This is a genomic window from Corynebacterium sp. AOP36-E1-14, assembly GCF_052377495.1.
Lineage (GTDB): Bacteria > Actinomycetota > Actinomycetes > Mycobacteriales > Mycobacteriaceae > Corynebacterium.
This window is the reverse complement of sequence record NZ_JBQSWV010000011.1, coordinates 20,506-43,589: the sequence shown is the minus strand read 5'-3', so window position 1 is coordinate 43,589 and position 23,084 is coordinate 20,506. Positions and strand designations below refer to the sequence as shown.

General features: G+C 69.5%; 20 protein-coding genes. 11 read left to right on the top strand and 9 right to left on the bottom strand.

Features of this window, described 5'->3' with window-relative positions; translation table 11 throughout:
* Positions 1–128 precede the first annotated feature (128 nt).
* The 8 genes from ACT3TD_RS06920 (at position 129) to ACT3TD_RS06885 (ending at position 12,109) form a co-directional block, all read left to right on the top strand.
* On the top strand, positions 129–1,862 hold the full coding sequence (locus tag ACT3TD_RS06920) for an acyclic terpene utilization AtuA family protein (protein ID WP_441579060.1): 1,734 nt from the start codon (positions 129–131) through the stop codon (positions 1,860–1,862).
* Complete coding sequence (locus tag ACT3TD_RS06915) at positions 1,856–3,454, top strand: acyl-CoA carboxylase subunit beta (protein ID WP_441579067.1); 1,599 nt, start codon at positions 1,856–1,858, stop codon at positions 3,452–3,454. Before ACT3TD_RS06920 ends, ACT3TD_RS06915 begins: the two co-directional genes overlap by 7 nt.
* Before the next feature lie 26 nt (positions 3,455–3,480).
* On the top strand, positions 3,481–5,559 hold the full coding sequence (locus tag ACT3TD_RS06910) for an ATP-binding protein (RefSeq protein WP_441588150.1): 2,079 nt from the start codon (positions 3,481–3,483) through the stop codon (positions 5,557–5,559).
* A gap of 46 nt (positions 5,560–5,605) precedes the next feature.
* A complete protein-coding gene (locus ACT3TD_RS06905) occupies positions 5,606–6,763 on the top strand; it encodes an acyl-CoA dehydrogenase family protein (protein WP_301442738.1) in 1,158 nt (385 codons plus the stop codon).
* Between the two features lie 33 nt (positions 6,764–6,796).
* Entirely contained in the window at positions 6,797–7,546 is a 750-nt protein-coding gene (locus ACT3TD_RS06900) for an enoyl-CoA hydratase family protein (protein ID WP_301442732.1), read from the top strand.
* Positions 7,547–7,610: 64 nt separating this feature from the next.
* Complete coding sequence (locus ACT3TD_RS06895; RefSeq protein WP_441582111.1) at positions 7,611–8,216, top strand: TetR/AcrR family transcriptional regulator; 606 nt, start codon at positions 7,611–7,613, stop codon at positions 8,214–8,216.
* Between the two features lie 98 nt (positions 8,217–8,314).
* On the top strand, positions 8,315–10,192 hold the full coding sequence (locus ACT3TD_RS06890; RefSeq protein WP_441579062.1) for an AMP-dependent synthetase/ligase: 1,878 nt from the start codon (positions 8,315–8,317) through the stop codon (positions 10,190–10,192).
* A 12-nt stretch (positions 10,193–10,204) separates the two neighbouring features.
* On the top strand, positions 10,205–12,109 hold the full coding sequence (locus tag ACT3TD_RS06885; protein WP_441579063.1) for an AMP-dependent synthetase/ligase: 1,905 nt from the start codon (positions 10,205–10,207) through the stop codon (positions 12,107–12,109).
* Here the strand turns inward: ACT3TD_RS06885 and ACT3TD_RS06880 are convergent.
* From ACT3TD_RS06880 to ACT3TD_RS06840, 9 genes are all read right to left on the bottom strand, one after another.
* On the bottom strand, positions 12,100–12,750 hold the full coding sequence (locus ACT3TD_RS06880; protein WP_441588149.1) for a 2-deoxyribose-5-phosphate aldolase: 651 nt from the start codon (positions 12,748–12,750) through the stop codon (positions 12,100–12,102). The genes ACT3TD_RS06885 and ACT3TD_RS06880 overlap by 10 nt on opposite strands.
* On the bottom strand, positions 12,747–13,049 hold the full coding sequence (locus ACT3TD_RS06875) for a DUF2516 family protein (RefSeq protein ID WP_301443330.1): 303 nt from the start codon (positions 13,047–13,049) through the stop codon (positions 12,747–12,749). The genes ACT3TD_RS06880 and ACT3TD_RS06875 overlap by 4 nt, the downstream gene beginning before the upstream one ends.
* A 21-nt stretch (positions 13,050–13,070) precedes the next feature.
* The gene (locus ACT3TD_RS06870) at positions 13,071–14,399 is read right to left on the bottom strand and encodes a DUF445 domain-containing protein (RefSeq protein WP_301443333.1); all 1,329 of its coding nucleotides are present in this window, start codon (positions 14,397–14,399) and stop codon (positions 13,071–13,073) included.
* Positions 14,400–14,554: 155 nt separating this feature from the next.
* Positions 14,555–14,887, bottom strand: coding sequence for a hypothetical protein (locus ACT3TD_RS06865; protein ID WP_301443329.1), 333 nt, complete (start codon positions 14,885–14,887; stop codon positions 14,555–14,557).
* A gap of 123 nt (positions 14,888–15,010) precedes the next feature.
* Positions 15,011–15,760 (bottom strand): succinate dehydrogenase/fumarate reductase iron-sulfur subunit, encoded by a 750-nt coding sequence (locus ACT3TD_RS06860; protein WP_301443328.1) that lies wholly within the window; start codon positions 15,758–15,760, stop codon positions 15,011–15,013.
* Positions 15,760–17,796 carry a fumarate reductase/succinate dehydrogenase flavoprotein subunit gene (locus ACT3TD_RS06855; RefSeq protein WP_301443327.1) on the bottom strand — a complete coding sequence of 679 codons (2,037 nt, stop codon included), beginning with the start codon at positions 17,794–17,796 and terminating at the stop codon, positions 15,760–15,762. Before ACT3TD_RS06855 ends, ACT3TD_RS06860 begins: the two co-directional genes overlap by 1 nt.
* Positions 17,797–17,824: 28 nt before the next feature.
* Positions 17,825–18,568: a succinate dehydrogenase cytochrome b subunit gene (locus ACT3TD_RS06850; protein WP_301443326.1), complete on the bottom strand. Its 744-nt coding sequence runs from the start codon at positions 18,566–18,568 to the stop codon at positions 17,825–17,827.
* 92 nt (positions 18,569–18,660) lie between these two features.
* Positions 18,661–19,290, bottom strand: coding sequence for a response regulator (locus ACT3TD_RS06845; RefSeq protein WP_441579862.1), 630 nt, complete (start codon positions 19,288–19,290; stop codon positions 18,661–18,663).
* A 17-nt stretch (positions 19,291–19,307) separates the two neighbouring features.
* Positions 19,308–20,618: a sensor histidine kinase gene (locus ACT3TD_RS06840; protein WP_441588147.1), complete on the bottom strand. Its 1,311-nt coding sequence runs from the start codon at positions 20,616–20,618 to the stop codon at positions 19,308–19,310.
* Positions 20,619–20,764: 146 nt separating this feature from the next.
* On the opposite strand from ACT3TD_RS06840, the gene ACT3TD_RS06835 reads away from it, so the two are divergent.
* The 3 genes from ACT3TD_RS06835 to ACT3TD_RS06825 are packed head-to-tail and all read left to right on the top strand — an operon-like array spanning position 20,765 to position 23,061.
* Positions 20,765–21,787: an FtsX-like permease family protein gene (locus ACT3TD_RS06835; RefSeq protein ID WP_441579859.1), complete on the top strand. Its 1,023-nt coding sequence runs from the start codon at positions 20,765–20,767 to the stop codon at positions 21,785–21,787.
* A 47-nt stretch (positions 21,788–21,834) separates the two neighbouring features.
* Positions 21,835–22,455: an ABC transporter ATP-binding protein gene (locus ACT3TD_RS06830; protein WP_441579863.1), complete on the top strand. Its 621-nt coding sequence runs from the start codon at positions 21,835–21,837 to the stop codon at positions 22,453–22,455.
* Positions 22,456–22,503: 48 nt separating this feature from the next.
* On the top strand, positions 22,504–23,061 hold the full coding sequence (locus tag ACT3TD_RS06825) for a dihydrofolate reductase family protein (protein WP_441588146.1): 558 nt from the start codon (positions 22,504–22,506) through the stop codon (positions 23,059–23,061).
* The last annotated feature ends 23 nt before the right edge of the window (positions 23,062–23,084 follow it).

Genomic DNA, 23,084 nt, shown 5'->3' with positions numbered 1-23,084 from the left:
CGAATGTTCCAATCGGTCACGCGTGATTGTTTCCGGGTGCTACAACTGGCAGCATGATTTCCGTAGGCTAACCACAGTATTAGCCGTCGGAAGCATTCCACTGCACAGACAACACTCGGAGGCTTTCCGTGAGTGACACCCCACCCGTGAGAATCGCGAACTTCTCCGGCTTCTACGGTGACCGCGACAGCGCGATGAAAGAGATGCTCGACGGCGGTGAGATCGACTACCTCACCGGCGACTACCTCGCAGAACTCACCATGCTCATCCTCGCCAAGGGGATGATGAAGAACCCCACCCTCGGCTACGCCAGGCGGTTCATCGACCACCTGGACTCCTGCCTGGACAGCATCGCCGAGCGCGGCGTGAAGGTCGTGACCAACGCCGGCGGACTCAACCCGTCCGGCCTGGCGGACGCACTGCGCAAGAAGGTCGAGGAGCGTGGACTGGACCTCACCGTCGCCTACGTCGACGGCGACGACGTCCGGGAACCATTACGACCGACTGTTCCTGACGCCCTGTGCGCGAACGCCTACCTCGGGGCGTTCGGCATCGTCGAGTGCCTCGCCGCCGGCGCCGACATCGTGGTCACCGGACGCGTCACCGACGCCTCGGTGGTCGTGGGCCCCGCCGCCCACCACTTCGGCTGGGGCCCCGGCGACCACGACCAGATCGCCGGCGCCATGGCCGCCGGGCACGTCATCGAGTGCGGCACCCAGGCCACCGGCGGCAACTACTCCGGCTTCAACCGCGGCGTCCTCGACGGCCGCCCCGTGATGCCCGGCTTCCCCCTCGCCGAGGTCCACGCCGACGGCTCCTCGGTGATCACCAAGCACGAGGGCACCGGTGGTGCGGTCACCGCCGGCACCGTGACCGCCCAGCTGCTCTACGAGGTCACCGGTGCCCGCTACGCCGGGCCGGACGCCGTCCTGCGCCTCGACCACCTCCGTGTGGAGGACCTCGGCGACGACCGGGTGCGCATCAGCGGCGCCACCGGTGAGGCTCCCCCGCCCACCACCAAGGTCAGCGTGAACAAGCTCGGCGGGTTCCGCAACGAGGTCCAGGTCCTGTTCTCCGGGCTCGACGTGGAGGACAAGGCGGACCTGTTCACCCGCCAGCTCGACACCCTCGAGCCGCGCCCGCGCACCGTGGAGTACCGCCTGGAGCGTACCCACCACCCGGACGCGGACACCCAGGCCGCGGCGTCCGCCCGTCTGGTGTGCGTGGTGTGGGACCCCAACCAGGACCTCATCGCCGAGTGGGGCCGCGGCGTGGTCGGCACCGCCCTGGCGTCCCCGCCGGGCACCTTCTTCGACGGGGTTCCGCCGAAGCCCGGCATGTACGGCACCTTCTCGCCCGCCTACGTCGACAACGACGTGCCGGTGCACACCGCCAACCTCGCCGACGGCTCCACCGTGACCGTCGCACCGCCGCAGGTGACCGCCGAGCTCGGGTCGTCCTACACCGACGAGCCCGTCCCGGGTCCGGATGCGTCCGGAGAGACCCGGCGCGCACCGATCGGCCTGCTCGCCGACGCGCGCAGCGGCGACAAGGGCGGCAGCGCCAACATCGGACTGTGGACCCGCGACGACGCCGCCTACCCGTGGCTCGTCGAGACCGTCACCCCCGAGTCGGTCCGGCGGCTGCTGCCGGAGACCGCGGAACTCGACGTGGAGGTCTTCGCCCTGCCGCACCTCAACGCGGTGAACGTGGTGTTCCAGGACATCCTCGGCCAGGGCGTGGCCCACGGTGCCCGCTTCGACCCGCAGGGCAAGGGGCTCGGCGAATGGCTGCGTTCGCGCCACGTCGACGTGCCCGTCTCCCTGCTCAACACCAGCAACGACAGTGAGGACGCATCATGACCGCATCGACAGCGGTGGTCCCGGGCTCCGAGGAGTACCAGGCCAACCGGCAGTCCATGGAGGACAAGCTCGGCGAGATCCGGGAGGCCTACGAGTCCGCCTTCTCCGGCGGCGGCGAGAAGTCCCTGGAGAGGCTCCGTAGCCGAGACAAGATGACCCCGCGCGAGCGCATCGACTCCCTGCTCGACCAGGGTTCACCCTTCCTCGAGCTGTGCACCATGGCGGGCTTCGGCACCGACTTCGCCGTCGGCGGTTCGGTCGTCGGCGGCATCGGCACCGTCGAGGGCGTGGACTGCCTCATCGTGGCCAACGACCCCACGGTCAAGGGCGGCGCCTCCAACGAGTGGACGCTGCGCAAGTGCAACCGTCTGCAGGAGATCGCCCGCAAGAACCGTCTGCCCGTGCTCACCCTGGTGGAGTCCGGCGGTGCGGACCTGCGCAGCCAGAAGGAGGTGTTCGTCCCCGGCGGCGCCATGTTCCGCGACATCACCCAGCTGTCGAAGGAGGGCATCCCCACCATCGCCATCGTGTACGGCAACTGCACCGCCGGCGGTGCCTACATCCCCGGCATGTCCGACCACGTGGTGATGATCAAGGAGCGTTCCAAGGTCTTCCTCGCCGGCCCGCCGCTGGTGAAGGCGGCCACCGGTGAGGTCACCGACGACGAGAGCCTCGGTGGTGCGCAGATGCACACCGACGTCTCCGGTCTCGGCGACTACCTCGCCGTCGACGAGCTGGACGCCGCACGCATCGGACGCTCCATCGTCCGGCGCCTGAACTGGCGCCGCAAGGGCCAGACCCCGTCGACGGACGTCGCCGCCCCGGTGCTCGACGAGGAGGACCTGCTCAGCATCGTCCCCGACGGGCTCAAGGTCCCCTACGACCCCTACGAGATCATCGGACGCTTCGTCGACGCCAGCGAGTTCGACGAGTTCAAGCCCCGCTACGGCTCCGGTCTGGTCACCGGCTGGGCGCAGGTCCACGGCTACCCGGTGGGCATCCTCGCCAACTCCCGCGGCGTGCTGTTCAGCGAGGAGGCGCAGAAGGCCACCCAGTTCATCCAGCTGGCGAACCAGACCGACACCCCGCTGATCTTCATGCACAACACCACCGGCTACATGGTCGGCAAGGAGTACGAGCAGCAGGGCATCATCAAGCACGGCGCGATGATGATCAACGCGGTGTCCAACTCCACGGTCCCGCACATCTCCCTGATCACCGCGGCCAGCTACGGCGCCGGCCACTACGGGATGTGCGGACGCGCCTTCGACCCGCGCTTCGTGTTCGCCTGGCCGTCGGCCCGCTCGGCGGTGATGGGTTCCGAGCAGCTCGCCTCCGTGATCAGCAGCATCAGCGCCCAGTCGGCCCGTGGCCGCGGCCTGGACTACTCCGAGGACGCCGAGAAGCAGCTCTACGACATGCTCAAGACCCAGGCCGACGCCGAGTCCGCCCCGCTGAAGATGTCCGGGATGCTCTACGACGACGGTGTCATCGACCCCCGCGACACCCGTGCCGTGGTGGGTGCGGCACTGTCCGCCATCCACTCCGGACCGGTGGAGGGCGCCGACGGCTTCGGCGTCTTCCGGATGTGACGGGCGACAACCAGATGAAGGAAGAAATGACACACTCTGCACCGACGACCATCCTCGTCGCCAACCGCGGCGAGATCGCCCGACGCGTGTTCACCACCGCACGCAACCGCGGCCTGTCCACCGTCGCCGTCTACTCCGACGCCGACGCCAACGAACCCTTCGCCCTGGAGGCCGACGCCGCCGTCCGGCTGCCCGGCAACGCCCCGGCGGAGACCTACCTCAACGCCGAGGCCGTGCTGGACGCCGCGAAGCGCACCGGCGCCGACGCCGTCCACCCCGGTTACGGTTTCCTGTCGGAGAACGCCGGCTTCGCCCGCGCCGTCATCGACGCCGGGCTGACCTGGATCGGCCCCTCCCCCGCCGCCATCGACGCGATGGGTTCCAAGACCGAGGCCAAGAAGCTCATGGAGGCCGCCGGCGTGCCGGTGCTCACCAACCTGGAGACCTCCGAGATCACCGAGGACATGCTCCCGGTGCTGGTCAAGGCCTCCGCCGGTGGTGGTGGCCGCGGTATGCGCGTGGTGCGCACCATGGACGAGCTGGAGTCCGAGACCGCCGCCGCCGTCCGCGAGGCCGAGAGCGCCTTCGGCGACGGCACGGTGTTCATCGAGCGCTACATCGAGTCCGGCCGCCACATCGAGGTCCAGCTCATGGCCGACAACCACGGTGGCGTGTGGGCGGTGGGCGAGCGCGAGTGCTCGATCCAGCGCCGTCACCAGAAGGTCATCGAGGAGGCGCCGTCGCCGCTGGTCGAGCGGGTCGACGGGATGCGCGAGCGGCTGTTCGAGGCGGCCCGCGCCGCCGCCCACGCCATCGACTACAGCGGTGCGGGCACCGTGGAGTTCCTGACCAACGACAAGGGCGAGTTCTTCTTCCTGGAGGTCAACACCCGCCTGCAGGTCGAGCACCCCGTCACCGAGGCCACCACCGGGCTGGACCTGGTGGGCCTGCAGTTCGACGTCGCCGCCGGACTGCCCCTGCCGGCGGAGAACCCGCCGGAGCTGAACGGTTGGGCCGTGGAGGCGCGCGTCTACGCCGAGGATCCCCGCCACGACTACCGGCCGATGTCCGGCGAGGTCCTGCGCTTCGACTTCGACGACGTGGTCTCCTCCTTCGCCGGGCCGCACGTGCCCGGCATCCGGCTCGACGCCGGCCCGGAGGCCCGCCCGGGGCGTCCTGCCGTGGTCGGCGTGAACTACGACGCCATGCTCGCCAAGGTCATCTCCTGGGCACCGACGCGTGCCGAGGCGGTGGGACGGCTCAGCGGCACGTTGCGCCGCGCGCGCATCCACGGCCTGGGCACCAACCGTGACCAGCTGGTCTCCATCCTGGACGACGCGGACTTCCGCGCCGGCGACATCAACACCGCCTTCCTGGAGAAGACCCACCCCGAGGTCTCGGCCATCACGCTCGCCGACGGCGCGGCGGTGGCGGTCTCCGCCTTCGCCGCCGCCGTCGTCGCCGAGGCGGCCACCGCCGCCACGCGCCCCACCAGGCACGTGCGCAGTGGTTTCCGCCTCTTCGGCGACGCCCGCACCACCCACCGCTTCCTCAGCGACCAGGCGCAGAACAAGGACGGTGGCCAGGACGACGACGCGGTGCAGGTCGAGATCGTGCGGTCCTCGCGCTCCACCGGCGCAGAGACCGTCACGCTCGGCGGCGAGCCGGACGTCCGGCTGGTGGAGGTCACCCCGGGCGACGGCGTCACCCGCGACACGGGCACCCCGGCGACCGTCGTCGTCGAGGTGGACGGCATCCGCCGCACCCTCACCGTGCACCGCTACCCCGGTGGCGGTGTCGGCGTGGACTCCGCCCTGGGCCCGGTCACCCTCACCGAGCGGCCCCGCTACGACGACCCGGCCGACATCGTCGCCGAGGGCGCGCTGGTCGCCCCCATGCCCGGGACGGTCACCAGCGTGTCCGTCGCCGTGGGCGACACGGTCACCACCGGCCAGAAACTCATGACGATCGAGGCCATGAAGATGGAGCACACCATCTCGGCCACCTCCGACGGCACCGTGGCCGAACTCGCCGCGGCCGCCGGCGACCACATCGAGACCGGCACCCTGCTGGCGGTCATCGACACCCCCGAATCAGACGACTAACCACCACTTTCCAAGGAGAAAACCCATGTCACAGCCCCAGGTCAGCATGCCCCTCAACGACACCCCCGAGCAGGAGGAGCTGCGCAAGACCGTGCGCGCCCTCGCCAAGAAGTACGGCTACGAGTACATGGTCAAGAAGGCCGACGCCGACGAGTACCCCACCGAACTGTGGAAGGAGGCCGGCGAGCTCGGCTTCGTCGGTGTCAGCCTGCCGGAGGAGTTCGGCGGCGGCGGAGCCGGCCTGCTCGAGCTGTCCATCGTCCAGGAGGAGCTCTCCTCCGAGGGCTGCGGACTGCTGATGCTCGTCGTCTCCCCCGCGATCTGCGGGTCGATCATCGCCGCCTTCGGCACCCCCGACCAGAAGCAGCGGTGGCTGCCGGGCATCGCCTCCGGCGAGTTCATCAGCGCCTTCGGCATCACCGAGGCCGACGCCGGCACCAACAGCCACAACATCACCACCACCGCCAAGAAGGACGGTGACGAGTGGGTGCTCAACGGGTCGAAGACCTTCATCTCCGGTGTGGACCAGGCCGACGCCGTGCTCATCGTCGCCCGCGCCCACGACGAGCGCACCGGCAAGCTCAAGCCCGCCCTGTTCATGGTGCCCACCGACGCCGAGGGCTTCTCCAAGTCCCACATCCCCACCGAGGTGATGCTGCCGGAGTCGCAGTACACCCTGTTCATGGACGACGTCCGACTCAAGGACGAGGACCTCGTCGGCGACAGCGACGCCGGCATCTTCCAGCTCTTCGTCGGCCTTAACCCGGAGCGCATCATCGCCACCGCGATGGCCACCGGCATGGCCCGCTACGCCCTGGACACCGCCGTGAAGTACGCCAACGAGCGCGTCATCTGGAAGACCCCCATCGGTGCCCACCAGGGTCTGTCCCACCCGCTGGCCCAGTGCCGCATCGAGCTGGAGCAGGCACGCCTGATGTGCCGCAACGCCGCCGCCCGCTTCGACCAGGGCGACCTCGACGGTGCGGCCACCGCGGCGAACATGGCCAAGTACGCCGCCGGCGAGGTCTCCGCGCGCTCCATCGACCAGGCCGTGCAGACCCTCGGCGGCAACGGCCTCACCTCGGAGTACGGCCTGGCCCGCATGTACGCCGCCTCCCGCCTGCCGCGCATCGCACCGGTCAGCCGCGAGATGCTGCTGAACTACGTCGCGCAGACCGTCATGGGCCTGCCGAAGAGCTACTGACCGCCCCACGTCCACCCCGAAAGGAGGCCGACCATGGCCATCACCACCAGCACGGAGAACAACACCGCGCGCATCACCATCGACGCGCCGGACCGTCGTAACGCACTGTCGCCACAGCTCATCAGCGACCTCGCCGAGGCACTGGGGGCCGCGGCGCGGGACGACGCGGTGCGCAGCGTGATCCTGGACCACACCGGGACCACGTTCTGCTCCGGCGCGGACCTCGCCGCCGTCGGCGACACCCCGCCGGAGCAGGTCACCGCCAACTTCATCGCGCTGCTGCGCACCATCGTGGAGTTGCCGAAGCCGGTCACCGCGGTGGTGGACGGCAACGTCCGGGCCGGTGGCGTGGGCCTGGCCGCCGCCTGCGACATGGTGTTCGCCTCGCCCGGGTCGTCCTTCGCGACGACCGAGACGCGCATCGGCGTCGCGCCGGCGATGATCGCCCTGACCGTCCTGCCCCGCCTGGCGTCCCGCGCCGCGTCGCGCTACCTGCTCACCGGGGAGCGCTTCGACGCCGAGACCGCCGAACACCACGGATTCATCACCGCGGTGGTCGACGACCCGCACCAGCAGGCCCGCGACACCGCGGAGAACCTGGTGCGCTGCTCGCCGCAGGGGCTGAGGGAGACCAAGGCGATCATCAACCGGGATGTCGTCGACGGGTTCGACACCGGTGCCGCGGCGCTGGCGGAGAAGTCCGCCGAGCTCTTCGCCACGCCGGAGGCGCTCGAGGGGATCACCGCGTTCCTGCAGAAGCGCCCGCCGAACTGGGCCGCGTGAGGTCCGACCGCCGTGACGACGGTGTTAGAGTGACTGACCAATGACCGAGGAGAGTGGGAGACCGGTGCCGAGCAGGGTGGCCCAGCAGGAGCGCAGCAGGGTGACGCGACGTCGCCTGCTCGAGGCTGCGCTGGACACCCTGTCGGACGACGGTTTCCCCGCGACGACGGTGAGCGCCGTCGCCGCCCGGGCCGGGGTCTCCCGTGGTGCCGCACAGCACCACTTCCCCACCCGCGACTCCCTCGTCGAGGCCGCACTCGAGGAGTTCTTCTCCGAGCGCACCCAGCAGTTGCGTCGCAGCGTCGCCGACCTGTCGACCGGCAGCAACGGCGCCCCCGTCACGGAGGTCCTGGAGCTGGTCTTCGGGTTCTTCAGCAACCGCCCGTTCCACGCCGCCCTGCACATCTGGGCAGCGGCGAGCACGGATGCCAGCCTGCGGGAACTCATCATCCCCGCGGAGGCGCGCTACGGCCGTGAGGTCTACCAGCTCACCGGCCTGGCCCTGAACGCCGACCTGTCCGACCAGCGCACCCGGCGTCTGCTGGGACTGACCCTGGACGTGGCCCGCGGACTGGGGCTCGGCTCGGTGCTGGTGGACACCCGCTCGCACCAGCGCAGCGCACTGGAGACCTGGTCGGCGATCCTCGCCGACATCAAGCGCAACGACTAACGCTCCTCCCCTCCCCTTCCCGTCGCACCGGCACCACGGGACACGCCCGTCCCGACGTACTTAGGTTTCACAACAATAGGTCTACCGGAGGACCACCCATGACCACGAGCACGGAGGACGACACCGTCGGACGCATGCTGCGCCGACGAATCGCCGACACCCCGCACCGCCGCGCCTTCACCCACCCTACGACCACCACCACCGGTGCCACCGGCACCGACCTCGGCTGGACCTCCGTGACCTGGTCGCAGGTCGGCCGGCACACCGACGAACTCGCCGCCGGGCTCATCACCCTGGTCGTCGACGCCGGCGACCGCGTCGCCATCGCCAGCACCACCCGCTACGACTGGGTGGTGGCCACCTACGCCACGATGTGCGCCGGCGCGGCCACGGTGGCGGTCTACCCCACCACCGTGGCCCGCGACGTCCGGCACATCATCGGCGACTCCGGGAGCTGCGTCGTCTTCGCCGAGGACGCCTGCCAACTGGCCAAGCTCACCGCCCTGCGCGACGAGCTGCCGGACGTCCACACCGTGGTCGTCTTCGACAACGACATCCCGGACCGTCCCGACGACTGGGTGGTGACGCTCGACGAACTCGCCCGCCGCGGGCGCGGGCACCTGCGGGAGCACCCTGACGCCGTCGCCGCACGTACCGACGCCACCGGCCCGGACGACCTGGCCACGCTGATCTACACCTCCGGCACCACCGGCACACCCAAGGGCGTGCTCCTGCCCCACCGGGTGTGGACGGGGCAGGTCCGCAGCATCGACAGGACCGTGAACAGCGGGGACACGCTGCTGGGCATCGACGACAAGCAGTTCCTCTGGCTTCCCCTGGCCCACGTCATGGGCAAGCTGATGATCCTGCTGCCGGTGCACATCGGCTTCGAGACCACGGTGGACGGGCGCATCGACCGCATCGTGGACAACATCGGGGTGAGCCGTCCGACGTTCATGGCCTCCGTGCCGAGGATCTTCGAGAAGGCCTACACCGGCATCACCACGATGACCGCGGAGGACCCCGGACCGTGGCGGGTCAGGGAGCGGCTGTTCCACTGGGCGTCCCGGGTGGCGGTCGAGGTCCACGCCGCCGGCGGGGACGGGGACGGGGACGGGAACGCCGCCTCGACCACACGGTGGCAGCGGCTTCAGGCCCGGCTCGCCGACCGCCTGGTCTTCGCCAAGGTCCGGGCCCGGTTCGGCGGGCGAATCCGCTACTTCATCTCCGGCTCGGCGGCGCTGAACTCCGACGTCGCCCGCTGGTTCGGTGCCGCCGGACTGCCGATCCTGGAGGGCTACGGGATGACCGAGACCAACGTGGCCACCCTCGGTCTGCCGCACACCAACCGGCCCGGCACCGTCGGCGCCGCATTGGACGGCTTCGAGGTGGACATCGCCGACGACGGCGAGATCCTGGTGCGCGGCCCCGGGGTCATGGCCGGTTACCACGATAACCCGACGCAGACCGCCGAGACACTCACCGACGACGGCTGGCTGCACACCGGCGACATCGGCACCCTCGACCCACACGGCCGGCTGCAGGTCACCGACCGCAAGAAGGAGCTGTTCAAGACGTCCAACGGCAAGTACGTCGCCCCGGCCCCCACGGAGGCCCGGTTCAAGGGTCTGTGCCCGGTGGCCTCGCAGATCGTGGTCGTCGGCGAGTCCCGTCCCTACGTGACCGCCCTGATCGCCCTGGACGAGGCCGCGCTCGCCGCCTGGGCGCAGCGCACCGGCGTGCCGGGCGACTACGCGGGCGTCACCGCCGACCCGCGGACCCACGCGATGGTGCAGGACTACGTCGACGAACTCAACACCACCCTCAACCCCTGGGAGCAGGTCAAGCGCTTCCGGATCCTGGACCGCGAGCTCTCGGTGGACGACCAGGAGCTCACCCCGTCACTGAAGCTGCGACGCCGCCCCGTGATGGAGCACTTCGCCGCCGACATCACCGCCCTCTACCCCACCACGTGAAGGAGTCCGACCGTGACCACCACCGACCTCACCACCTTCGACCCCGCGATCCGTTCCACCGGCCACCTGCTGCGCGACCGCGTGGCCGCGACGCCCGAGCGTCGCGCCTTCTCATTCCCCGACCCCGCCAATCCTGATACGACCGACCCAGACAAGTGGGTGACCCTGACCTGGGGCGAGGTCGGCCGACAGGCGGTCGAGGTGGCCGCCGGACTGATCTCCCTGGGCGTGCAGCCCGAGGACCGCGTCGCGATCGCCTGCACCACCCGCTACGAGTGGGCGCTCGCCGACTACGGCATCGTCTACGCCGCCGCCGCGACCGTCACCGTCTACCCCACCACCCTGGCCGACGACGTCTGCTTCATCCTCGACGACTCCGACAGCGAGATCGTCTTCGTGGAGGACGCCGCACAGCTCGCCAAACTCACGGGCCTGCGCGACCGCCTGCCGAAGATACGCACGGTGGTCCTGCTGGAGGGCGAGGTGCCCGGGAATCTGCCCGGGGAACTGTCCGGCGACGAATCCTGGGTGATCACCATGGACGACCTGCGCGCCCGCGGACGTGACCGGCTCGTCACCGATCCCGGCGAGATCGACGGGCGCATCGACTCCACCGACCTCCACAACCTCGCCACCCTGATCTACACCTCCGGGACCACCGGCCGCCCCAAGGGCGTGCTGCTGCCGCACCGGGTGCTGGTCTTCGAGGTCCTGGCGATGGCGGGCACACTGGAACGCACCTCCCCGGGCACGAACCTCACCATCGACGACAAGCAGTTCCTGTGGTTGCCGCTGTCGCACGTGATGGGCAAGCTGCTGCTCACCATGCCGCTCTACATCGGGTTCGAGTCGGCCATCGACGGCCGCGTCGACCGGATCGTGCAGAACCTCCCCGTGGTGCAGCCCACGTTCATGGGCTCGGCACCGCGCATCTTCGAGAAGGCCTACAACGGCATCGTCACCATGATGGCCGACGACCCGGGCCCGCTGCGCATCAGGGAGCGCCTCTTCCACTGGGCCAGCCGGGTGGGCTCGAAGGTCTTCGAGGCCGACCACGGCGACGGTTCCACGACCGCTTCCCGCCTCGACCGGATCCAGGCCAGGATCGCCGACCGTCTGGTGTTCTCCACCATCCGCGAACGCTTCGGCGGACGCGTCCGCTACTTCATCTCCGGGTCCGCCGCGCTGAACACCGACATCTCCCGGTGGTTCGGGGCGACCGGGATGATGATCCTCGAGGCCTACGGCATGACCGAGTCCGGCGGCGGCTCCTGCCTGGGCATGCCGGAGGCCTACCGCACCGGACGCATCGGGCGTCCGCTGGACGGCGTGGAGCTGCGCATCGCCGACGACGGCGAGATCCTCTTCCGCTGCGCCGGGGTGATGGACGGCTACCACAACAACCCGGAGGCCACCGCCGAGGCGCTCGACGACGACGGGTGGATGCACACCGGCGACATCGGTGACCTCGACGCCGACGGCTACATCCGCATCACCGACCGCAAGAAGGAGCTGTTCAAGACATCCAACGGCAAGTACGCCGCACCGGCGTTGATGGAGGCCACGTTCAAGGGGCTGTGCCCGGTGGCATCGAACCTCGTGGTCATCGGCGAAGGACGCCCCTACGTGAGTGCCCTGGTGGCGTTGGACGAGGACCCGCTGCTGGCCTGGGCACAGCGCGAGGGGGTACCCGGCGGCTATGCCCAGGTCGCCGCCGACCCCCGCACCCACGAGATGGTGCAGGACTACGTGGACGAGCTGAATTCCTCGTTGAACAGGTGGGAGCAGGTCAAACGCTTCCAGATCCTGCCGCGTGACCTCACCGTGGAGGACGCCGAACTCACCCCGTCGTTGAAGCTTCGCCGCAAGCCCGTGGAGCGCAACTTCCCGGAGCAGGTGGCGGCGAACTACGCCTGAGGGGTCTCCCCGAGCACGTCACCGAGCGCGTCGGACGCCACGGCGACCCGCCGGGCTCCGGTGCCCAGCGCGCGGGCCGCGTCGGCGGCGGTGCGCACGCCGGTGGCCTTCACGGGCACAGCACCCTGTGCCGCCGCGGCCGTCCATCCGTGGGGCACGGCGACCATGTCCGCCCCGGCGGTGGCTGCGGCGCGGCAGAAGGCCAGGATCCTGTCGTCGTCCAGGGCCAGGTCGGTGTCCGGTCCCCCCACCGCGACCTGGAGCGTGGCCGGGTACGGCACGGCCTCACGCAGGGTGACGATCTCGCTGATCAGTGCGTTCACGTCTGCGGCGACCACGTTCGCGGCGTCCACGACGGCGTGGACCTCGTGGGCGCCGTTGACGATCGACATGTGCGCTTCACTGCCCTTGACCAACGGGTGGTGCTTGCCGCTGGGGTACCCGGCGACGGCGACCAGGCGCAGGTCCTCCGGGACGTCGCGCAGCGGGAACAACGTCGGCGGCAGGCACACGGCCGCGCAGCCGTGGGCCGTGGCCTGCCCGGTGACCCGGGCGGCGTCCTGCCGGGTGGACGCGGGGTCGAGCATCACCAGCTCGACCCGGGAGGGGTCGACGTGCGAGGGGTCGAAACCGTCGGTCACTGTGCGTTACCGAGCACGTCGCGGATCGACGGGCGGATGTCCTGCCAGTAGATGCCCACGATCACCGCGCCGGCGATCCAGATGAAGCTGATGAACGGCCCGAGCACCAGCACGCCCACGGCGGTCCCGCCGAGCAGCAGGAGCCAGTTCTGCTTCGACCGGTCGATCACGGTGAAGGCGTCGTCCCGGGTCATGGCGACCTGGATCGCACCCCAGACCGCCCCGACGACCACGAGGACCAGGAAGCCGACCTGGAGATAGGCCAGGCCCTTGAACGCCATGTTCACAAGTTCAATCATGGCTACCGAGTCTATCCGACCTCACATGACCGTGAACAGCAGCTCGGAGACCGTGTAGATCGTCAGACCCGCGAGGGACCCCACCACGGTGCCGTTGACCCGGATGAACTGGAGGTCCTTGCCCACCATCAGCTCGATACGGTCACTGGCCTCGTCGGCGTCCCAGCGTTCCACGGTCTCGCCGATGATGCCGGTGACCTCGCCGGCGTAGTTCTCCGCCAGGTAGGACGCCGCGCGCACGATGCGCGTCTCCAGGGAGTCCCGCAGCTCCTGCTCGGTGCGCACCCGGGTGGCGAAGTCGGTGACCCAGGTGACGATCTTCGTGCGCAGCAGCGAGTCCTCGTCGCGTGCCATGGTCGTCAGGGTGGAGCGCACCGACTCCCACAGGGTGCCCGGCAGGGCCTGCACGGTCGGCGAGTTCATGATGTCGCCCTTGAGGTTCTCCACCCGGGTGATCATCGCCGGGTCGTGCTGCAGGTCCTGGGCGAGCTGGCCGATGAACCGGCGGATGGCGTGGCGGGCCTCGTGCTCGGGGTTCTCGCGCACGTCGCCGGTGAACTGCACGACCTCGCGGTACACCCGGTCACCGACGAGGTCGCGGACGAACCGGGGCGCCCAGCTCGGTGTCCTCTCGTCCAGCAGACGGACGATGAGGTCCTCGCTGTCGCGGGCCTTGTCGTCCAGCCACACCACCACCGCGTCGACGACGGGTTCGGTGCGTCCCTCGCTGATGAGCTGTTCAAGGCCACGGCCCAGCGGCGGGCCCCAGGTCGGTTCGGAGACCTTGTCGATCACCAGGGTGCGGATCAGCTGTTCGGCCTCCGCCGGGTCCACCCCGTTGACCACCAGGTCCACGAGGCGGCATGCCTCGGCACCGGTACGTTCGGCACCTCCCCCGTCCAGCACCCAGTCCGCCGCCCGCTCGGGGATGCGCGCCTGTCCGAGTTTCTCGGTGATCAGCGCGGCATTGAGGAAGTTCTCGCCCACGAAGGAGCTCAGGGCGTGGCCGACCTGGTCCTTCTTGCGTTTGATGATCGCGGTGTGCGGGATCGGGATGCCCAGCGGGTGGCGGAACAGGGCGGTCACGGCGAACCAGTCCGCCAGGGCGCCGACCATGCCGGCCTCGCTGGCGGCGCGGACGTAGCCGGTCCAGCCGCCGTCGCGTCCGGTCGCCTCCAGCCAGCGGCACACGAGGTAGATCAGCGTGGCGATGACCAGCAGGCTGGTGGCGAAGGCCTTGTGCCGTCGCAGGTCGCGGCGCCGTTCGGCCTCGGACTCGGGGGACGGGCCGGGGACGGCGAGTCGTCCGTCGGCGGTGCTGGTGTTCTCAGGTGTCGTCACCCGCCCCATTATTCCACCCGTGACGGACATGGCTCGGAGATGGCTCAGAGACGGTTCGGAGACGGTACGGACATGGCTCGACCCCCGTCCCGCCGGCACTGTCTGGCAGCTGGCGGAAAACGGGGGTCGGAGGCCCGCTGGAGGTGCGGGAGGAGGCTGGTGCGTCAGAAGACGCGGCCGGTCTCCTTGCGGTAGTTGCGGGTACCGGTACGGCCGATGTGGATGCCGATGAAGGAGGCGATGAGCAGGACGAAACCGACGGCCCAGCCGACGATGCCGATGGTCACGCCGTTCTCCTGCGCGTCCACGCTGGCCGCGGCGAAACCGAAGATGCCGACGCCCATCAGGGAGACAGCCAGCATCAGCAGTGCCATGGACAGCCAGGTCGTGGCACGCTGCAGCGAGGAGTGCGGTGCATCCCAGCTGGACGGCACGTAGCCGTCGAGGTAGTCCGGCGAGGCCGAGAACTTGCCCTTGGTGTCGAGATCTGCGGACATCGTCATCCTCTTTCGTCTTTTGGTGTGCCCGGCGCCCTTTTCTGCCCGGGTGACGTGATGATTCTAGCGCACGGGTGTCGGCGGGTGCCTACTCCCGATGCCCGGGGGGAATCCCCCGGGGTGCTAGTCGGCCTTGCCGCGGATGGCGGCGCGGGCACGCTCCTTGGTGATCGCTGCGACGGCGGTCAGCGGGATACCCGCCGGGCACACGTCGGCGCACTCGCCGTAGAGCGAGCACGGGCCGAAGGTTCCCTCGGCCTCGTCGACCATGTTCTTGGCACGACGGCCACGCTCGGTGCGACCCAGCGGGGACAGCGTCATGTGCACCAGCTTCGCGCCGGTGAACAGGTGCGAGGCACCGTTCGGGCAGGCTGCCACGCAGGCACCGCAGCCGATGCAGGCGGCGTGGTCGAGGGCGAGCTCGGCGTCCTCGTGGTTGACCAGGAGGCTGTCGGCGTCCGGTGCGGTACCGGCGGCCATCGAGACGAAGCCGCCCTTCTCCATGACGCGGTCCAGGGCGGACCGGTCGACGACCATGTCCTTGATCACCGGGTACGCCGCGGAACGCAGGGGCTCCAGCTTGAGGGTGTCACCGTCGGTGAAGCTGTTCAGCCGCTGCTGGCAGGCCGGCTTGTTCTTGTCGGGGCCGTGGGGACGACCGTTGACCTGCAGACCGCAGGTGCCGCAGATACCCTCACGGCAGTCGGAGGCGAAGGCGAAGGGCTCCTTGCCGGCCTCGACGTACTTGGAGTTCACGTGGTCGAGCAACTCCAGGATGGACATTGCCTGTTCGGCATCGGGGACCTCCACCGACTCGAAGTGTCCCTCCGAGGTGTGGTCCGCCTGACGCCAGATCTCAAGATGCAGTTTCATTACTTGTAGTTCCTTGTCATCAGCGGGATGCGGTCGAAGTACAGGGGCTCCGCGTGACGCACGAAGGTCTCCGGCTTCTCGCCCGGCTCCCAGGCGGAGACGAAGCACCATTCGTCGTCGTTACGCTCGGCCTCGCCGTCCTCGTCGAGGTGGTCCTCGCGGTAGTGGGCGCCACAGGATTCGTCACGGTCCAGGGCGTCGACGCACATGAGCTCACCGAGGTCCAGGTAGTCGGCGACGCGCAGGGCGTTCTCCAACTGCTGGTTCATCTCGTCGCGACCACCGGGGACGAAGACGTTCTCCCAGAAGTCGGCGCGGACCTTGCGGATCTCCTCGATGCCGGACTGCATGCCCTCGACGGTGCGGGCCACGCCGCAGCAGCGGTAGAGGATCTCACCGAGCTGGCGGTGGTAGTACTCCGCGCCGTGCGGGTCGGAGCCACGGATGTTGAGGATCTTGTCGATACGCTCGTCGGCGCGCTTGAGCGCGTCCTTCGCGGCGTCCGACTCGGCGTCCGGCACGTCCTGGCCCAGCAGCGGGGCGATGTAGTTCGGGACGGTGAACGGCAGGGTGAACCAGCCCTCCACCGACGACGACAGCAGCGAGTTCGCACCCAGGCGGTTCGCGCCGTGGTACATCCAGGACGACTCGCCGGAGCAGAACAGCCCCGGGATCGAGGTCATCTCGTGGAAGTCCGTCCACAGGCCACCCATGGTGTAGTGGCAGGTCGGGGCGATGCGCATCGGCTCCTTGTAGGCGTCGTCACCGATCGCCTCCTCGTACATCTGGATGAGGTTGGAGTAGCGCTCGCGGATGGTGTCCTCGCCCAGCTTCTTGATGGCGTGGGTGAGGTCCAGGTACACCGAGTTCTTCTTCGGGCCCACACCGTAACCGCCGTTGATCTGCTGCGCGTTCGCACGTGAGGCGATGTCACGGGGCACCAGGTTGCCGAACGCGGGGTAACGGCGCTCGAGGAAGTAGTCGCGCTCGTCCTCGGGGATGTCGTTGGGGTGGCGCTCGTCGCCCTTGGTGGTGGGGGTCCAGATGCGGCCGTCGTTACGCAGCGACTCCGACATCAGGATCGTCTTCGACTGCCAGTCCGAGTTGACCGGCAGGCCGGTCGGGTGGAACTGCACGAAGGACGGGGACGCCATGTAGGCGCCCTGGTCGTAGGCACGCATGATCGCGCTGGCGTTGGAGTTCTTGGCCAGCGTGGACATGTGGTACACGTTGCCGTAACCGCCGGTGGCCAGCACCGTGGCGTGCCCGGTGTGGGTGGACAGCTCGCCGGTGATGATGTTTCGGGTCACGATGCCCTTGCACACGCCGTCGTCGACGATGATGTCCTGGACGTCGGAGTGGGTGAAGATCTCCACGTTGCCGGCACCGATCTGACGGTACAGCGCGGCGGTGGTCGCCAGCTGCAGCTGCTGACCGGTCTGTCCACGGGTGTAGTAGGTGCGGGACACCTGCACACCACCGAAGGAACGGGTGGCCAGGGTTCCGCCGTACTCGCGGGAGAACGGGGCACCGATGGCGTTCATGTGGTCGATGACCTTGCCGGACTCCATGGCCAGGCGCCAGCAGTCGTTCTCGCGGCACCGGTAGTCACCGCCCTTGACGGTGTCCTTGGTGTGGTTGTACGTGGAGTCGTTGTCCAGCTTCTTGGACCGCGAGGAGTTCACGCCACCCTGCGCGGCGATGGAGTGCGCGCGGCGGGGGCTGTCGTGGTAGGTGAACACCTTCACGTCGTAGCCGAGCTCGCCGAGGGCGGCTGCGGCGGCGCCGCCGGCCAGGCCGGTGCCGACGATCAGGATGCGGAACTTCGCACGGTTCAGCGGCGAGACGAGCTTGAAGTGCTCCTTGTCGAACTGCCACTGCTGCTGCTGGCCGACCTCGTGCGGCGCGTTGTCGCCGATGGTCTTGCCGACGGCCACACCGTCGACCGAGGACTTCGGCGAGGTGAAGGCCTGCAGGGCCTCGTCGTAGTCGAAGTCCGGGGTCTGGTTGTGGGGGTGGGGCTTACTGGTTCCCATAGTCTCTTCTCTCTTCCTAGTTCCCGGACTAACTCACGACGCCGAACATCACCATCAGCGGGATGGAGATGTTGCCGATCATCACGACGGCGGGGAGCAGGTAGGCGATCCACAGCATGACCTGACGCGTGCGGTGGCCGGTGATCCCCAGGTCGGAGGACGCGGTCCAGATACCGTGGCTCAGGTGCAGGAAGAGGACGAGCATGCACAGGATGTAGAAGATCGCGACGACGGGACGCTCGAACGAGGCCACCAGGTTCGCGTAGGCCTCACCGTGCTCGAAGACGTTCGACGCCGCCGGTTCCGCCCCGATGGTCAGGTCGAGGATGTGGAAGATGATGAACAGCAGCAGCACCATACCGGTACCCAGCATGGAGCTGGCGGTGAAGGTGTTCAGGCCACCGACCTTGCCGGTGCGCTTGAAGGCGCCGCGGGACTCCCGCGAGCGCTTCTTCAGCGCGAAGGCACACCACACGTGCAGGACCAGGGCGACCAGCAGGACCACGCGGGCGATCCAGAGGAGACCCTCGCGCGGGATGAGCGGCTCGCCGACCTCACGCAGGAAGTGGGCGTACTCGTTGAAGTGGTCGGCACCCGTGTAGACCTTCAGGTTTCCGACCATGTGGACGAGGACGAAGAGGCCGAAGATGATGCCAGTCACGGCCATCGTCAGCTTCATCGCCCAGGAGGGGAAGCCCGGCTTCTCCCTCAGCGGTTTGATGGAAATTTTCCCGTGCTCGATTGCCGCGGGATCGTCGTATTTAACAGTCATGGCACCTCCAGTGTCATAGACACTGTACGACCCTCATAGTGGCAAGTACCAACCGACCCCCGCCCTCGTGAAGAAGATCACAGTTGACCTCCTCATCCTCCCCCGAGAAGCCCCCGTGAGCGGGCCTCGGCCACCGCGGCGGTCCGATTCTCGACACCCAACTTCTGATAGATATGTATCAGATGCGTCTTCACCGTGGCCAATGAGATCACGAAGCGCGAGGACAGCTCCCGGTTGCTCGCCCCCGTCGCCAACCCCGCCAGGATCTCCAGCTCCCGCTGCGACAACGCCTCCCCCGACCCGCCGGACGTGGTGGCCCGGCTGACCTGCTCGGCCAGACGGGCGGCGATCTCCGGGGGAAGCGTCCGGCGTCCGGCGGCGGTGTCGAGGACGGCCCGGTGCAGGACCTCCTCCGGGGCGTCCTTGAGCAGGTAGCCCAACGCCCCGGCCTGCAAGGCGTCCATGATGTGGTGTCCGGTGTCATAGGTGGTGAGCACCAGGACCGGCGGGCCGCCGGCGGCGGTGTTGCGCCGGGTGGCCTCGATACCGTCCACCCCGGGCATCTGGATGTCGACGACCAGGACGTCCGGGACGGGGTCGAGCTCACCCACCTGCGCGACGTCGGCACCGTCGGACCCCTCGGCGATGACACGGACGTCATCGAAGGCGTCCAGGATCGCGCGCAGCCCGGCGCGCACCACCGGGTGGTCGTCGACGAGCATCACTGTGACGTTTCCGCTCACCGGCCCGCCTCCACGTCTGGCAACTCGCTTGGCAGGTCGCCGGCCAGGTCGGCGGGCAGGTCGGCACACACCCGGGTGCCCTCCCCCGGCGCCGCAGTCACCTGGAGACGACCGCCCAGGTCGGCGGCACGGAGACGCATGCCCACCAGGCCGAAGCCACCGTCCTGCGGTGGGCGCGTCGCGTCCTCAGACTCCGGCGCATCCGGCGCCTCGGCCCAGCCGCACCCGTCGTCCTGCACGCTCAGGGTGAGCCGGCCACCGGCGCGGCCCAACTCGACGCGCACCCGCGTGGCGTCGGCGTGACGGACCACGTTGGTCAGCGACTCGCGCACGATGTGCACCACCGCGTCCTGCACCGCAGAGGGCAGCCCCGCGGCCGACCCGAACTCCTCGGGCACCACGAGATCGACGTCGAGGAGATCGCCGAGGGCGCGTTGACGTGCGACGACGTCGTCGACGATGCGGCGCAGCACCGTGGCTGTGTCGTGTACCCGCCCGCCGGCGGCGAGGTCGCGGATCAGGTTGCGCGCCTCCCCGAGGTTGTCGGCGGCGGTGTCCTCGATCAGCGACAACTGCCCGAGCGCGTCCTGCGTCCGGTCCTGACGCACCGCCGTCGACGCCGCGCGCGAGAGCAGCACCACCGCGTTGAAGCCCTGGGCGAGCGTGTCGTGGATGTCCCGGGAGATCCGCTCGCGCTCCTCCAGGCGTCCGGTGTTCTTCTCCGTGGCCAGCAGACGGTCGCGGGTGGCGTGCAGTTCCCGCACCGTGGCCAGCTGCCGCTCCGCCTCCGCCGCCAGCAACCGGTAGGTGCGGTAGGCGCCGGCGGCGAACAGCACGCCGATGCCCGGACCGACCGCGGCGGCCACTCCCCCGCCCTGCCCGGTCAGCATCGGCACGAACGCACCGACCGCCCACGCCGCCGTCAGCACCGCCACCTGCACAGTTACCTGCACCGTGCGGTGGCCTGCGGGGCGCCCGTCGAGCACGGCGAGGATCAGGAACGCCAACGGGAACAGCAGCCACACCGCATGGTGGCTCAGCGCCGTCGCCGCCGTCCACGCCACCAGCAGGACCGCCAGCCACCACGGTGACCACCGGCGCGGAAGCGCCGTCACCGTGCCCGCCGCGTACACCGCCACGAGCAGCAGGATCACCACCACCGCCGCACAGCCGCGCAACGTCGGCGCGCCGGAGACCACGTCGACGACCACGCGCACCAGCGCGAACAACGCCAGGGCGACGATGACCACGTGGAGCGTCACACGCAGGGTACCGAGGATCTGCGGCAGGGAGGTTCGGGGGTTCACGTGTCCCGAGCCTAGGCGAGGCGCCACGGCGGGGACATCGACCGATCGGTTGATCCGAAGTTCAGTTCTCCGGTCGATGTCCCGCACCCCGCCGCCGGGCGACGATGAGCACATCGACTCCACCCCACAACCACAGGAGGACACCCATGTACCTGGGCCTCAGAGACATCGCCGCGGCACGGGGCCGCTTCTCGTTGATCACCTCGGTCGTCGCCCTGATCACGCTGCTGCTGGTCATGCTCACCGGGCTGACCGGAGGGCTGGCCGACCAGAACACCTCCGCGCTCAAGGCCCTGGGCCCGGACCGGTTCGTGTTCGGCGGCGAGGTGTCGTTCACCTCCTCCAGCATCACTCCACAGGACGAGAAGGCCTGGCAGGACGCCCTCGGCGCCTCCTCGGTGGTGCCCTTGGGTGTGGCCTCCACCCGCCTGCAGGTCCCCGGCGACGGGCAGGACGCCCTGGCGTCCGTCACGCTGATGGGCCTGCCGTCCGGCACGGCCGTGCCCGGCGGCGAGGTGCCCGCCCGCGGCGTCCTGCTGCCCGACGCGCTCGGCGGCACGGCCGACACCGTGCACCTGAACCACCAGCCCGTCGCCTGGGCCGACATGGACACCTGGGCGCGGATGACCGGGGCGGACGGGCCGTCCTCCCCCACCGTCCTGATGGTCAGCGGTGACGGACCGGGCGGCGCAGTGGACGATGACCGGTTCGACGCCGTCGCCGAGGCCACCGGCACCACCGCCGTCGGCGTAGAGGACTCCTTCGCCGGACTGCCCGCCTACCAGTCCGAACGCGGCTCTCTGCTCGCCATCCAGGGGCTGCTCTACGGCATCTCCGCGCTGGTCGTCGTCGCCTTCCTCAGCGTGTGGACGATCCAGCGCACCCGCGACATCGCCGTGCTGCGCGCCCTCGGGGCGTCCACCGGCTACGTGGTCGCCGATGCCGCGGTGCAGGCCGCGGTGATCCTCGCCGTCGGCGTGGTCGGCGGCGCCGCACTCGGCGGGGTCCTCGGCGCCCTCGCCGCCGGGACGGTGCCCTTCGCCGTGTCGGCCGCGACCTTCCTCCTCCCACCCGTCGGCGTGTTCGTGCTCGGCATGGGCGGCGCCCTCGTCGCCATGCGCCGGGTGTCCACCGTCGACCCCCACCTCGCACTAGGAGCATCAGCATGACAACCAGCACCAGCAGCAGCACCGAAACGATCACCGACACCTTCCGCATGCAGGACATCTGCCTGACCTACCCGGACGGCGGGTCCACCGTGACCGCCCTGGACCACGTGAGCCTCGACGTGCACCCCGGCGAACTCGTCGCCGTGGTCGGCGAGTCCGGCTCCGGTAAGTCCACGCTGCTCTCCGTCGCCGCCGGGCTGACCACCCCGGACTCCGGGACGGTGTCCACGACCGGCACCACCTCCGTGGTCTTCCAGTCCCCCAACCTGCTGGACGCCCTGGACGTGCGCGAACAGCTGCTGGTCACCGACCACATCGCCGGACGGCGCATCACCGCCGCACGTCGACGCCGTGCCGACAAGCTGCTGGCCCGCGTGGGGCTGGACGGTTTCGGCGCACGCCGCGTCGCCCAGCTCTCCGGCGGCCAGCGCCAGCGGGTGAACATCGCCCGGGCGCTGATGCCCGGGCCCAGCCTGCTGCTCGCCGACGAACCGACGTCCGCCCTGGACGAGCGGCTGTCGCACCAGGTCGTGGACCTGCTGCGCGAACTGACCGACGAGCACTCGCTGGCCACCGTGCTGGTCACCCACGACCGCAACCAGCTCGACCGGGCCGACCGGGTGGCCCAGATGCACGACGGACGGCTGTCGCAGGAGGGACGGCGGTAGCATCGGGGTTCCTGCGCGCACCCCCTGCGACACGAGAGAAGGTCCACCATGAGGCCCCTTCGGTACGCAATCAACGTGACCCTCGACGGCTGCTGCCACCACGAGGCCGGGACGCCCCCGGACGAGGAGACCATGGCCTTCTGGGCCCGCGAGACCGCCCGCGCGGACGCCATGCTCCTCGGACGCACGACCTACCGGATGATGGAGGACGCCTGGCGCAGGCCGCCGGACGGCACCTGGCCACAGTGGATGGACACCTGGGAGATCCCCTTCGCCGAAGCGATCGACCAGGCCAGGAAACACGTGGTGTCCGCAACGCTGGACCACGTGGACTGGAACGCCGAACTGCTGCACGGCGACCCGGTGGCGGCGGTACGCAGGCTCAAGGAACAGCCCGGTGACGGGATCCTCCTCAGCGGCGTGACCCTGCCCACCGCGCTCGTGGCGGCGGGGCTGGTCGACGAGTACGTGTTCGTGGTGCAGCCCGTCCTCGCCGGGCACGGGCCGAGGTTGCTCGACGGTCTACCCGGGCACCTGAGGCTCACCCCGGTGGCGCGCGAGGAGTTCGCCTCCGGCGCCGTCGCCGCGCACTACCGTCCTGCCTGAACTGCGCAGACTACGCGCAACTC